Here is a 12,451-nt window from a genome sequence, read left to right on the forward strand (position 1 = left end):
ACTCCAAAATCAGATAGTGCGCGGGCGTCATATGACGCCCGCTCAGGTATTTTTTTATTATGGGTTAACCGAATCCAGCCAGCCCCATTTGTCTTCTGTTTCGCCAGTGAACAGGCCGAAGAAGGCGGACTGAATGCGGGCAGTAACCGGGCCGCGCTTGCCTTCACCTACCTGGATACCGTCTACGCTGCGAACCGGTGTGATTTCAGCAGCCGTACCTGACATGAAGACTTCATCGGCCAGATACAGAGATTCACGTGACAGCACCTGCTCACGCACTTCGATACCCATGTCTTTAGCCAGCTTGATGATCGCATCACGCGTAATGCCCGGCAGCGCGGAAGAGGTGAATGGCGGGGTAAACAGAATGCCCTCTTTCACTTCGAACAGGTTCTCACCCGCACCTTCAGAGATGTAGCCCTGAGTATCCAGAGCGATACCTTCCTGATAGCCGTGGCGGCGAGCTTCGCTGCCTACCAGCAGTGAGGACAGGTAGTTACCGCCCGCTTTCGCAGCAGTTGGGATGGTGTTGGGTGCCACACGGTTCCAGGAGGAGACCATGGCATCAATACCCTGCTCCAGCGCTTCAGGACCCAGGTACGCGCCCCAAGGGAACGCGGCAATGATCACATCGGTGCTGAAGCCTTCTGGCGGGTTAACACCCAGACCCACGTCGCCAACGAAGACCAGCGGACGGATATAAGCGCTTTTCAGTTTGTTGACGCGCAGAACTTCGCGGCACGCTTCCATCAGTTCATCAACGCTCTGGCTGACCGGGAAACGATAGATTTTTGCAGAGTCGTGCAGGCGCTGCATATGTTCACGATGGCGGAAGACTACCGGGCCTTTGTGCGAGTCGTAGCAGCGGACGCCTTCAAACACAGACGTACCGTAGTGCAGTGCGTGGGACATCACGCTGACCTTCGCGTCTTCCCACTTAACCATCTCGCCATTGAACCAGATAAAGTCAGCTTTCTTCGTCATTCTTATTTTCCTTTCGCGCTCAGGCGCGGATCTGTTGTGTTGTCTGTTGTTGGATCTGGACGCACGCGACATCCATCAGCTTGCTTAATTGTGTTGACAGTAAATCGACTGAGCGCTGGCTGGCAACGGTCATTTCAATATTAATGTTGTCGGTATTATTACTGGAAGCCATATTCATCGCACACACCTGAAAACCACGGTGTCTGACAACCCGCAATATCCGCTCCAGTATTTCGGGTCTGAAGCGGGCTTCGATAGACAATTGATGCTGCATCATGAGGTTTTCTCCATCATATTTTCGTTGCTGGCACCAGGCGGTACCAAAGGCCAGACGTTTTCATGCTCGTCGATGGCGACGTGGAGCATGTATGGCCCTTCACTGTGCAGCAAAGCGTCTAACGCGGCGTCGACCTGGTCTTTCCGGGTAATGCGCTGGCCAGGGATATCAAACGCGCTGGCCAGGGTCAGGAAGTCTGGATTGTCGGACAAATTGGTTTCGCTGTAGCGCTCGGAGAAGAACAGTTGCTGCCACTGGCGAACCATGCCCAAACGCTGGTTATCCATCAGCACGATTTTGACCGGCAGCTGCTTACGTTTAATGGTGCCGAGTTCCTGCACGTTCATCATGAATGAACCATCGCCGGAAACGCAGATAACGGTATCGTCCGGGCGGGCAACCTGCGCACCGACGGCGGCTGGCAGGCCAAAGCCCATCGTGCCCAGCCCGCTGGAGGTGATGAAGTTCTCCGGGCGGCTGAAACGCATATGCTGTGCGGCCCACATCTGATGCTGGCCCACATCAGTGGTGACGATAGCGCTGGCGGGTTTACGATCGGACAACTGCTTCAGGAACAATGGGGCAAAGATAGCTTCACCTGGATGATCGTAACGCCAGCCGTTTTCCGCTTTCATCGTGATGACGTGATCGCGCCAGGCGCTGATGTCTGCCGGATGATATAAGTCTGGCAGCATTTTATTCAGGTTGCCGCGCAATGCCACATGGGCCTGACGCAGTTTATTCAATTCAGCCGGGTCAATGTCCATATGGATCACGCTGGCATGTGGAGCGAAGGTGTTTAACTTGCCCGTCACACGGTCATCAAAGCGCGCACCGACGGCAATCAACAAATCACACTGCTGCACTGCGTAATTAGCGGCTTTGGTACCATGCATACCTAACATGCCCAGGTAGCATGGGTCTTCGGCATCGGGCGTACCCAATCCTTTAAGCGTAGCAACAGTTGGAATACCGGTCTCTTTAACGAAAGCGCGCAGTGCCTCAACGGCACCGGCCATGCCAACACCGCCACCGACATAGAGGATTGGCTTCTTCGCCTGCGCCAGCATGGCTCTTGCCTGCTGCAATTCCTGATAAGGATGCTCGGTTTCGGCTTCGACCGGCAACAGGTGAGCCGTTAACTCGCCACTCGCCAGCTGAATATCTTTAGGAATGTCGATCAGTACCGGGCCAGGACGACCAGACTGCGCGATAGCGAAAGCTTCAGCCATCACTTCTGGCAGTTCTTCCAGTGATTCCACCAGGAAGCTGTGTTTGGTGCAGGACAGGGACATTCCCAGCACGTCAATTTCCTGAAACGCATCAGTACCGATAAAGGCAGAGGAAACCTGACCGGTGATCGCCACCACAGGCACAGAATCCATCATCGCATCAGCCAGGCCGGTGATCAGGTTCGTTGCACCCGGGCCGGAAGTGGCGATACACACGCCGACTTTGCCAGTAGAACGGGCGTAGCCGATAGCGGCCATTGCTGCGCCCTGCTCATGGCGACAGAGTAGGTGTTCGACGCCACCGTCATAGAGCGCATCATAGACGGGCATAATCGCCCCACCCGGATAGCCGAAAACTGTCTCGACACCGTGCGCACGCAACGCCTGAACCACCCACTGAGCACCATTCATAGTTATTTCCCCGCCTCTGGCTGGGAACAACAGCATTTTATTCTACTGTTCATAATCTGTTCCTCTGTCATTGATAACCTGCCAAAAAAAAACCCCCGGACCTTTCGGTGCGGGGGTTCTTTCGAAATCAGGCTTGATTTTTAAGCCTTTCTTTCTCCGAGCGTAGCCCCGCACGGCGTGATAATAATCACGACGACGTTAATAATGACTAGGCTGACGACTCGTAGAAGGGCTTTCATTTGTATTCGATAATTTCGCTTGTTCGAAGTAATGCCTACAGAGTTATCACAGTTAGCGAGTCAAACTCAACTTTTTTGATCATTTTATTTTATGCTGCGCGCTGCAATATTCAAAAAAGCGATGGTTATTCAGGGAATAAGCCAGATCCTGAAAATTATTCATTACGCACCCTGCGCAATGACTACAGGTGAAAAAAACACCGTTCATATTGCGAGCCCTGTCGAACGCCACTCATAAAATCTGTCCTCAGGACGATGTTCTTTGCGAGCCCGCCCGGTAAAGCAGCCGCGGGCACTCGAAAGTGTTCCGCTGAAAAGTAAGACTGCGATAAACAAGGAGTGTCTATGTCGCTATCTCTCGCCTATACCCGAGCCGCTATTGGTATCGAGGCGCCATTGGTGTTGGTTGAAGTTCATCTCAGTAATGGCCTGCCCGCGCTTTCACTGGTGGGTCTGCCTGAAACGACGGTAAAAGAAGCCCGCGATCGGGTACGCAGTGCCATCATCAACTGTGGCTTTACCTTTCCCGCTAAACGCATCACCGTCAATCTTGCGCCAGCCGATCTTCCGAAAGAAGGAGGAAGATACGATCTTCCAATCGCAATAGCGATTCTGGCGGCCTCAGAGCAGATTCCTGCGGAGAAGTTGGGGCAATATGAATTCCTGGGAGAGTTAGCTTTAACAGGTGCTCTCCGTGGCGTACAGGGCGCCATTCCCGCAGCGCTGGCAGCCACTCAGGCACAGCGCCAGCTGATCTTGTCGAGCGATAACCTTGAAGAGGTCGGCATGATCCACGAGGCGAAAAGCTTGCTGAGCGGTCATCTGCTAAACGTTTGCCATTTTCTGGCCGGCCACACAACGCTTGAAGAGGCACGATGTGAGTTACCTGAGGTAGGCTGGCAAGGAGGAGACCTCAGTGACATCGTGGGTCAGCAACAGGCGAAGCGGGCACTGGAAATTTGTGCCGCCGGTGGGCATAACCTGTTACTGATTGGGCCGCCCGGCACAGGGAAGACAATGCTTGCCACCAGGCTAACCGGGTTAATGCCATCATTAAGCGATGAGGAGGCCCTGGAGAGCGCCGCCATTGCCAGCCTGGTCAGCACAGGTGTTCTGCATCAGCAATGGCGACAGCGCCCATTCCGGGCCCCTCATCACACGTCATCACGCTATGCACTGGTCGGTGGCGGTTCAATGCCAAAACCCGGCGAGATTTCGCTGGCACACAATGGCATTCTGTTTCTGGATGAGCTGCCAGAGTTTGATCGTAAAACGCTGGATGCGCTGAGAGAACCGCTTGAGTCTGGTGAGATTTGTATTTCACGCGCGCGGGCGAAAGTGACCTACCCGGCGCGCTTTCAGTTAATAGCCGCAATGAACCCCAGCCCGACAGGTCATTATCAGGGTACCCATAATCGCAGCACGCCGCAGCAGACGCTTCGCTACCTCAACAAACTGTCCGGGCCGTTCCTCGATCGCTTCGATCTGTCGCTTGAAGTCCCTCTGCTTCCACCTGGCACACTGAGCAGGCAAAACGCCAACAGTGAAAGCAGCACCACTATTCGGCTGAGGGTGATTGCGGCCCGACAACGCCAGCTTAATCGTGCCGGAAAGGTTAATGCCCTTATTCAGCCCAAAGAAATTAAGCGCGATTGCCGGATAACGCAGCAGGATGCGCAGTGGCTCGAAGAGGTGTTGAATCAGTTAGGTCTGTCAGTTCGCGCCTGGCAGCGTATTCTGAAGGTTGCCCGCACGATTGCAGATTTAGGAAAGAAGGAGAGTATTCAGCGAGAGCACCTGCACGAGGCGCTAAGTTATCGGGGGATCGACAGGTTACTTAGCCATCTACAGAAAAGTCTGGAATGAAAAAGGGGCCGAAGCCCCTTTTATCTTAATCGTCGCTATCCGTGTAATCTTCCACACCTTCCATCTGTGGCTTACCGCCAGACAGGGTGTGGAAACGTTTAGGACGCTTAATCCGGCTCATGTACTTGGACCAGACGCGCTCTGCTTCAGTCTGTGGCTCACGGATGCCGCGGCACACCTCAACAAACAGACGCTCTTCTTCCGTTGCAGGCTCACGTTTTACCAGATCCAACTCGTTAAAAGCGTAACCATAACGCTCAAGAAGTTGGGCTTCTTTGATGGTGAAATCACCATGACGGGAGAATCCACGCGGATAGTGTTTGTTGTCAAAAAAACGATTAGTTGTTGCGAAGCTTTCCGCCATTCTACACGCTCCTAACTCTTCTATGGCCGTGCTATTTATGGCGCGGAGTATTAGATACGCTTGACAGAGTGTAAAACAAAACATTTAAATCATAACGACAAATGTTTTTTAGGAGATGGATGTGGATACGGAATTACTGAAGACCTTTCTTGAAGTGAGCAGAACTCGCCACTTTGGACGTGCCGCTGAAGCGCTCTATCTCACACAATCGGCCGTGAGTTTTCGCATCAGGCAGCTTGAAAATCAGCTGGGGGTGAATCTTTTTACCCGTCACCGCAATAACATACGGCTGACTTCGGCTGGTGAGCGCCTGTTGCCTTACGCCGAAAGTTTGATGAGCACATGGATGATGGCCAAGAAGGAAGTCTCGCACACCCAGCAGCATCATGAGCTGTCGATAGGGGCCAGTGCGTCGTTATGGGAGGCTTACCTCACGCCCTGGCTGCAGACACTGTATGAGAACCGTGAAAGCCTGCACCTCGAAGCGCGCGTCGCTCAGCGTCATCTGCTGGTGAAGCAATTGCATGAGCGTCAGTTGGATCTGCTGATCACCACTGAGGCACCGAAAATGGATGAGCTCACCAGCCAGCAAATTGGGCATATCTCATTAACCCTGTATCGTTCACGAAAAACGGACAAACGTGAGAAATATGACTATATCAAGCTGGAATGGGGCGCTGATTTTCACCAACATGAGAGCTATCTTGCCGGTGCAGATGACGTCCCTGTGTTAACGACCACCTCGGCCCATTTAACCCGGCAGCTGCTGCACACCACGGGAGCCTGCTCATTCTTGCCGGACATCTGGCAAAGTGAATACCCGGATCTGGTGGTGATCCCGGACACGCCAGTGGCCGTCAGACCGCTTTATGCCGTGTGGTTACAGAACAGCGATCAACAAACGCATATTCGTCAGTTGATTAAATTTCCGGTTAATACGCAGTAATTCGGGCATGAAAAGCGAACAGAATGGTCAGTTTACTGGCCATTTTTTTCATCTGAAGAGAGGGGACTGGAGGAATTTGCAGCAGAAATTGCTGTATTACAGGCAAAAAAAAATCCTTTGCCGAAGCAAAGGATCATTTTTAATGGCAGGGGCGGAGAGACTCGAACTCCCAACACCCGGTTTTGGAGACCGGTGCTCTACCAATTGAACTACGCCCCTAAAAGGGTGGCGGAACGGACGGGGCTCGAACCCGCGACCCCCTGCGTGACAGGCAGGTATTCTAACCAACTGAACTACCGCTCCACCGATTCTGTACTGACTTCAGAATGTTGCTTCTGATATCAGGTGTTTCGCCCTTTCCGTGTCACTGGAAAGGTCATGACCATAAAATGGTCTAAATTGATGCCTGGCAGTTCCCTACTCTCGCATGGGGAGACCCCACACTACCATCGGCGCTACGGCGTTTCACTTCTGAGTTCGGCATGGGGTCAGGTGGGACCACCGCGCTAAAGCCGCCAGGCAAATTCTTGTGCTCTGTCCTGTGTATTTCGCTCCGTGGCCGCGTTGGCCGCGCTTGTAAACTCAGTCACATACTTCAGTATGCTCCTTCCTTCACGGCGCTTGCCGCCTTGCCACAAAGCAAAATCCCACGGACCGGGGTCCGCAGAACAGATAATTCTTTATCCGGTTCAAGCTGAAAATATCTGTTCGTGTCTCTCAGACACCCACCAGAACGCTTCTGGTGTTGTAAGGTTAAGCCTCACGGGTCATTAGTACCGGTTAGCTCAACGCATCGCTGCGCTTACACACCCGGCCTATCAACGTCGTAGTCTTCAACGTCCCTTCAGGGGCCTTAAAGGCCCAGGGAAGATTCATCTCGAGGCAAGTTTCGCGCTTAGATGCTTTCAGCGCTTATCTTTTCCGCACTTAGCTACCGGGCAATGCCATTGGCATGACAACCCGAACACCAGTGGTGCGTTCACTCCGGTCCTCTCGTACTAGGAGCAACCCCTCTCAATCTTCCAGCGCCCACGGCAGATAGGGACCGAACTGTCTCACGACGTTCTAAACCCAGCTCGCGTACCACTTTAAACGGCGAACAGCCGTACCCTTGGGACCTACTTCAGCCCCAGGATGTGATGAGCCGACATCGAGGTGCCAAACACCGCCGTCGATATGAACTCTTGGGCGGTATCAGCCTGTTATCCCCGGAGTACCTTTTATCCGTTGAGCGATGGCCCTTCCATTCAGAACCACCGGATCACTATGACCTGCTTTCGCACCTGCTCGAGCCGTCACTCTCGCAGTCAAGCTAGCTTATGCCATTGCACTAACCTCACGATGTCCGACCGTGATTAGCTAACCTTCGTGCTCCTCCGTTACTCTTTAGGAGGAGACCGCCCCAGTCAAACTACCCACCAGACACTGTCCCCACGCCGGATCACGGCGCCAGGTTAGAACATCAAACGTTAAAGGGTGGTATTTCAAGGTTGGCTCCACGCAGACTGGCGTCCACGCTTCAAAGCCTCCCACCTATCCTACACATCAAGGTTCAATATTCAGTGTCAAGCTATAGTAAAGGTTCACGGGGTCTTTCCGTCTTGCCGCGGGTACACTGCATCTTCACAGCGAGTTCAATTTCACTGAGTCTCGGGTGGAGACAGCCTGGCCATCATTACGCCATTCGTGCAGGTCGGAACTTACCCGACAAGGAATTTCGCTACCTTAGGACCGTTATAGTTACGGCCGCCGTTTACCGGGGCTTCGATCAAGAGCTTCTCCTTGCGGATAACCCCATCAATTAACCTTCCGGCACCGGGCAGGCGTCACACCGTATACGTCCACTTTCGTGTTTGCACAGTGCTGTGTTTTTAATAAACAGTTGCAGCCAGCTGGTATCTTCGACTGGCTTCAGCTCCGGGAGCAAGTCCCTTCACCTACGCGCCAGCGTGCCTTCTCCCGAAGTTACGGCACCATTTTGCCTAGTTCCTTCACCCGAGTTCTCTCAAGCGCCTTGGTATTCTCTACCTGACCACCTGTGTCGGTTTGGGGTACGATTCCGTGTTACCTGATGCTTAGAGGCTTTTCCTGGAAGCAGGGCATTTGTTACTTCAGCACCGTAGTGCCTCGTCATCACACCTCAGCGTTAAAAAGAGTCCGGATTTACCTAAACTCTCCGCCTACATGCTTAAACCGGGACAACCGTCGCCCGGCTAACATAGCCTTCTCCGTCCCCCCTTCGCAGTAACACCGAGTACAGGAATATTAACCTGTTTCCCATCGACTACGCCTTTCGGCCTCGCCTTAGGGGTCGACTCACCCTGCCCCGATTAACGTTGGACAGGAACCCTTGGTCTTCCGGCGAGCGGGCTTTTCACCCGCTTTATCGTTACTTATGTCAGCATTCGCACTTCTGATACCTCCAGCAGACCTCACAGTCCACCTTCGACGGCTTACAGAACGCTCCCCTACCCAACAACGCATAAGCGTCGCTGCCGCAGCTTCGGTGCATGGTTTAGCCCCGTTACATCTTCCGCGCAGGCCGACTCGACCAGTGAGCTATTACGCTTTCTTTAAATGATGGCTGCTTCTAAGCCAACATCCTGGCTGTCTGTGCCTTCCCACATCGTTTCCCACTTAACCATGACTTTGGGACCTTAGCTGGCGGTCTGGGTTGTTTCCCTCTTCACGACGGACGTTAGCACCCGCCGTGTGTCTCCCGTGATAACATTCTTCGGTATTCGCAGTTTGCATCGGGTTGGTAAGCCGGGATGGCCCCCTAGCCGAAACAGTGCTCTACCCCCGAAGATGAGTTCACGAGGCGCTACCTAAATAGCTTTCGGGGAGAACCAGCTATCTCCCGGTTTGATTGGCCTTTCACCCCCAGCCACAAGTCATCCGCTAATTTTTCAACATTAGTCGGTTCGGTCCTCCAGTTAGTGTTACCCAACCTTCAACCTGCCCATGGCTAGATCACCGGGTTTCGGGTCTATACCCTGCAACTTAACGCCCAGTTAAGACTCGGTTTCCCTTCGGCTCCCCTATACGGTTAACCTTGCTACAGAATATAAGTCGCTGACCCATTATACAAAAGGTACGCAGTCACACCACGAAGGTGCTCCCACTGCTTGTACGTACACGGTTTCAGGTTCTGTTTCACTCCCCTCGCCGGGGTTCTTTTCGCCTTTCCCTCACGGTACTGGTTCACTATCGGTCAGTCAGGAGTATTTAGCCTTGGAGGATGGTCCCCCCATATTCAGACAGGATGTCACGTGTCCCGCCCTACTCATCGAACTCACAGCAAGTGCATTTTTGTGTACGGGAGTATCACCCTGTACCCTGCGACTTTCCAGACGCTTCCACTAATGCACAAACTGATTCAGGTTCTGGGCTGTTCCCCGTTCGCTCGCCGCTACTGGGGGAATCTCGGTTGATTTCTTTTCCTCTGGGTACTTAGATGTTTCAGTTCCCCAGGTTCGCCTTGCAACACTATGTATTCATGTTGCAATGATGCACCAAAGTGCACCGGGTTTCCCCATTCGGGTATCGTCGGTTATTACGGTTCATATCACCTTACCGACGCTTATCGCAGATTAGCACGCCCTTCATCGCCTCTGACTGCCTAGGCATCCACCGTGTACGCTTAGTCACTTAACCTCACAACCCACAAGCGTCCCGAAAGACACATTGCTGTTGTAAGCATTTGAGAGACTCGAACATATCGTTGATTTCATTCTTATTACGGAGAATGAAAACGACATGTCGTTTCAATTTTCAGCTTGTTCCGGATTGTTAAAGAGCATAATACTTCGCAGCACACCGTTGCCGGTACGCTCTGAAGTATTGTCAGAAAACTGCATGGTGGAGCTAAGCGGGATCGAACCGCTGACCTCCTGCGTGCAAGGCAGGCGCTCTCCCAGCTGAGCTATAGCCCCATACAGTTACTGCAGAGACCATCTACTACCACTCAACGTGAGTTCATCAGCCACCGTCAGGCGACAAATGTTAATTTTTGCTCAGGCAAGGCATGTTTTCGCGCCGCATAGTTCACTATGCAAGCCGGAAACATAACGCAGCATGAGTGAAAATTTGGTAGGCCTGAGTGGACTTGAACCACCGACCTCACCCTTATCAGGGGTGCGCTCTAACCACCTGAGCTACAAGCCTGTAGAGGTTTTTTCTGCTCGTTACTTTTCTATCAGACAATCTGTTGTGGACACTACGCGGGAGAGTATCTTCAGGTAAGGAGGTGATCCAACCGCAGGTTCCCCTACGGTTACCTTGTTACGACTTCACCCCAGTCATGAATCACAAAGTGGTAAGCGCCCTCCCGAAGGTTAAGCTACCTACTTCTTTTGCAACCCACTCCCATGGTGTGACGGGCGGTGTGTACAAGGCCCGGGAACGTATTCACCGTAGCATTCTGATCTACGATTACTAGCGATTCCGACTTCACGGAGTCGAGTTGCAGACTCCGATCCGGACTACGACGCACTTTGTGAGGTCCGCTTGCTCTCGCGAGTTCGCTTCTCTTTGTATGCGCCATTGTAGCACGTGTGTAGCCCTGGCCGTAAGGGCCATGATGACTTGACGTCATCCCCACCTTCCTCCGGTTTGTCACCGGCAGTCTCCTTTGAGTTCCCGACATTACTCGCTGGCAACAAAGGATAAGGGTTGCGCTCGTTGCGGGACTTAACCCAACATTTCACAACACGAGCTGACGACAGCCATGCAGCACCTGTCTCACGGTTCCCGAAGGCACTAAGGCATCTCTGCCGAATTCCGTGGATGTCAAGGCCAGGTAAGGTTCTTCGCGTTGCATCGAATTAAACCACATGCTCCACCGCTTGTGCGGGCCCCCGTCAATTCATTTGAGTTTTAACCTTGCGGCCGTACTCCCCAGGCGGTCGACTTAACGCGTTAGCTCCGGAAGCCACGCCTCAAGGGCACAACCTCCAAGTCGACATCGTTTACGGCGTGGACTACCAGGGTATCTAATCCTGTTTGCTCCCCACGCTTTCGCACCTGAGCGTCAGTCTTTGTCCAGGGGGCCGCCTTCGCCACCGGTATTCCTCCAGATCTCTACGCATTTCACCGCTACACCTGGAATTCTACCCCCCTCTACAAGACTCTAGCCTGCCAGTTTCAAATGCAGTTCCCAGGTTAAGCCCGGGGATTTCACATCTGACTTGACAGACCGCCTGCGTGCGCTTTACGCCCAGTAATTCCGATTAACGCTTGCACCCTCCGTATTACCGCGGCTGCTGGCACGGAGTTAGCCGGTGCTTCTTCTGCGGGTAACGTCAATCGACAAGGTTATTAACCTTATCGCCTTCCTCCCCGCTGAAAGTACTTTACAACCCGAAGGCCTTCTTCATACACGCGGCATGGCTGCATCAGGCTTGCGCCCATTGTGCAATATTCCCCACTGCTGCCTCCCGTAGGAGTCTGGACCGTGTCTCAGTTCCAGTGTGGCTGGTCATCCTCTCAGACCAGCTAGGGATCGTCGCCTAGGTGAGCCATTACCCCACCTACTAGCTAATCCCATCTGGGCACATCCGATGGTGTGAGGCCCGAAGGTCCCCCACTTTGGTCCGAAGACGTTATGCGGTATTAGCTACCGTTTCCAGTAGTTATCCCCCTCCATCAGGCAGTTTCCCAGACATTACTCACCCGTCCGCCACTCGTCACCCGAGAGCAAGCTCTCTGTGCTACCGTTCGACTTGCATGTGTTAGGCCTGCCGCCAGCGTTCAATCTGAGCCATGATCAAACTCTTCAATTAAAAGTTCGATTTGCTGAAACAAGTTCAGCGGTGCTCAAGTGTAAAACGTCATAATGAATTTCATTATGTGTTCACTCTTAAGGCTTGATATTTTTTTTGCGCCTTGCGGCGCTGATATCAATCCTGCGAGTGCCCACACAGATTGTCTGATAAATTGTTAAAGAGCAGTGCCACATAATCTCGTGTGGCGCGGGGTGCAGATATTACGCTTTCCCGCTGAAGAGTCAAGGAATTTTCTCACTTTTCTCTTCCTGACCCGGCGACCTGTAAGTCGTTGTTCCGTGTCAGTGGAGGCGCAGTATAGGGATTTTCTGGAGTCTGACAAGCGCTAAATGCAAAAAACTTTTCA

The 12,451-nt window shown here is 52.9% G+C and carries 7 protein-coding genes, 4 tRNA genes and 3 rRNA genes; 2 read left to right on the forward strand and 12 right to left on the reverse strand.

The window, feature by feature from the left end; translation table 11 throughout:
- Positions 1 to 57: 57 nt before the first annotated feature.
- From ACXKZG_RS21900 to ilvL, 4 genes are all read right to left on the reverse strand, one after another.
- Positions 58 to 984 carry a branched-chain amino acid transaminase gene (locus ACXKZG_RS21900; RefSeq protein ID WP_013200223.1) on the reverse strand — a complete coding sequence of 309 codons (927 nt, stop codon included), beginning with the start codon at positions 982 to 984 and terminating at the stop codon, positions 58 to 60.
- Between the two features lie 19 nt (positions 985 to 1,003).
- Positions 1,004 to 1,261, reverse strand: a complete 258-nt coding sequence (gene ilvM / locus ACXKZG_RS21905; RefSeq protein WP_041691853.1) for an acetolactate synthase 2 small subunit — start codon at positions 1,259 to 1,261, stop codon at positions 1,004 to 1,006.
- On the reverse strand, positions 1,258 to 2,904 hold the full coding sequence (ilvG, locus tag ACXKZG_RS21910) for an acetolactate synthase 2 catalytic subunit (protein ID WP_488875467.1): 1,647 nt from the start codon (positions 2,902 to 2,904) through the stop codon (positions 1,258 to 1,260). Before ilvG ends, ilvM begins: the two co-directional genes overlap by 4 nt.
- Positions 2,905 to 3,044: 140 nt before the next feature.
- Positions 3,045 to 3,143, reverse strand: coding sequence for an ilv operon leader peptide (gene ilvL, locus ACXKZG_RS21915; RefSeq protein ID WP_071822090.1), 99 nt, complete (start codon positions 3,141 to 3,143; stop codon positions 3,045 to 3,047).
- Positions 3,144 to 3,488: 345 nt separating this feature from the next.
- On the opposite strand from ilvL, the gene ACXKZG_RS21920 reads away from it, so the two are divergent.
- On the forward strand, positions 3,489 to 5,009 hold the full coding sequence (locus ACXKZG_RS21920; protein ID WP_471720740.1) for a YifB family Mg chelatase-like AAA ATPase: 1,521 nt from the start codon (positions 3,489 to 3,491) through the stop codon (positions 5,007 to 5,009).
- A 25-nt stretch (positions 5,010 to 5,034) separates the two neighbouring features.
- Here ACXKZG_RS21920 and ACXKZG_RS21925 read toward each other — a convergent pair whose 3' ends face one another.
- Complete coding sequence (locus ACXKZG_RS21925) at positions 5,035 to 5,373, reverse strand: MaoP family protein (protein WP_013200220.1); 339 nt, start codon at positions 5,371 to 5,373, stop codon at positions 5,035 to 5,037.
- 121 nt (positions 5,374 to 5,494) lie between these two features.
- On the opposite strand from ACXKZG_RS21925, the gene hdfR reads away from it, so the two are divergent.
- Positions 5,495 to 6,319, forward strand: a complete 825-nt coding sequence (gene hdfR / locus ACXKZG_RS21930) for an HTH-type transcriptional regulator HdfR (protein WP_041692181.1) — start codon at positions 5,495 to 5,497, stop codon at positions 6,317 to 6,319.
- Positions 6,320 to 6,462: 143 nt separating this feature from the next.
- On the opposite strand, the gene ACXKZG_RS21935 is transcribed toward hdfR, so the two are convergent.
- The 7 genes from ACXKZG_RS21935 to ACXKZG_RS21965 form a co-directional block, all read right to left on the reverse strand.
- A tRNA-Trp gene (locus tag ACXKZG_RS21935) sits at positions 6,463 to 6,538 on the reverse strand.
- Between the two features lie 7 nt (positions 6,539 to 6,545).
- Positions 6,546 to 6,622 (reverse strand) — tRNA-Asp (locus tag ACXKZG_RS21940).
- Between the two features lie 101 nt (positions 6,623 to 6,723).
- Positions 6,724 to 6,839, reverse strand: a 5S ribosomal RNA gene (gene rrf / locus ACXKZG_RS21945).
- Between the two features lie 229 nt (positions 6,840 to 7,068).
- Positions 7,069 to 9,976, reverse strand: a 23S ribosomal RNA gene (locus ACXKZG_RS21950).
- A gap of 202 nt (positions 9,977 to 10,178) precedes the next feature.
- Positions 10,179 to 10,254: transfer RNA gene (locus ACXKZG_RS21955), tRNA-Ala, on the reverse strand.
- A 155-nt stretch (positions 10,255 to 10,409) separates the two neighbouring features.
- A tRNA-Ile gene (locus ACXKZG_RS21960) sits at positions 10,410 to 10,486 on the reverse strand.
- A 75-nt stretch (positions 10,487 to 10,561) separates the two neighbouring features.
- Positions 10,562 to 12,102: ribosomal RNA gene (locus ACXKZG_RS21965) — 16S ribosomal RNA — on the reverse strand.
- The 16S, 23S and 5S rRNA genes sit together here with 4 tRNA genes alongside, the layout of an rRNA operon.
- Between the last annotated feature and the right edge of the window lie 349 nt (positions 12,103 to 12,451).

The sequence above is a fragment of the Erwinia sp. 2186 genome (genome assembly GCF_057812255.1).

Coding starts and splice junctions, on each gene's coding strand:
- ACXKZG_RS21900 (WP_013200223.1), bottom strand. CDS start 984: ATGACGAAGAAAGCTGACTTTATCTGGTTCAATGGCGAGATGGTTAAG.
- ilvM (WP_041691853.1), bottom strand. CDS start 1,261: ATGATGCAGCATCAATTGTCTATCGAAGCCCGCTTCAGACCCGAAATA.
- ilvG (WP_488875467.1), bottom strand. CDS start 2,904: ATGAATGGTGCTCAGTGGGTGGTTCAGGCGTTGCGTGCGCACGGTGTC.
- ilvL (WP_071822090.1), bottom strand. CDS start 3,143: ATGAAAGCCCTTCTACGAGTCGTCAGCCTAGTCATTATTAACGTCGTC.
- ACXKZG_RS21920 (WP_471720740.1), top strand. CDS start 3,489: ATGTCGCTATCTCTCGCCTATACCCGAGCCGCTATTGGTATCGAGGCG.
- ACXKZG_RS21925 (WP_013200220.1), bottom strand. CDS start 5,373: ATGGCGGAAAGCTTCGCAACAACTAATCGTTTTTTTGACAACAAACAC.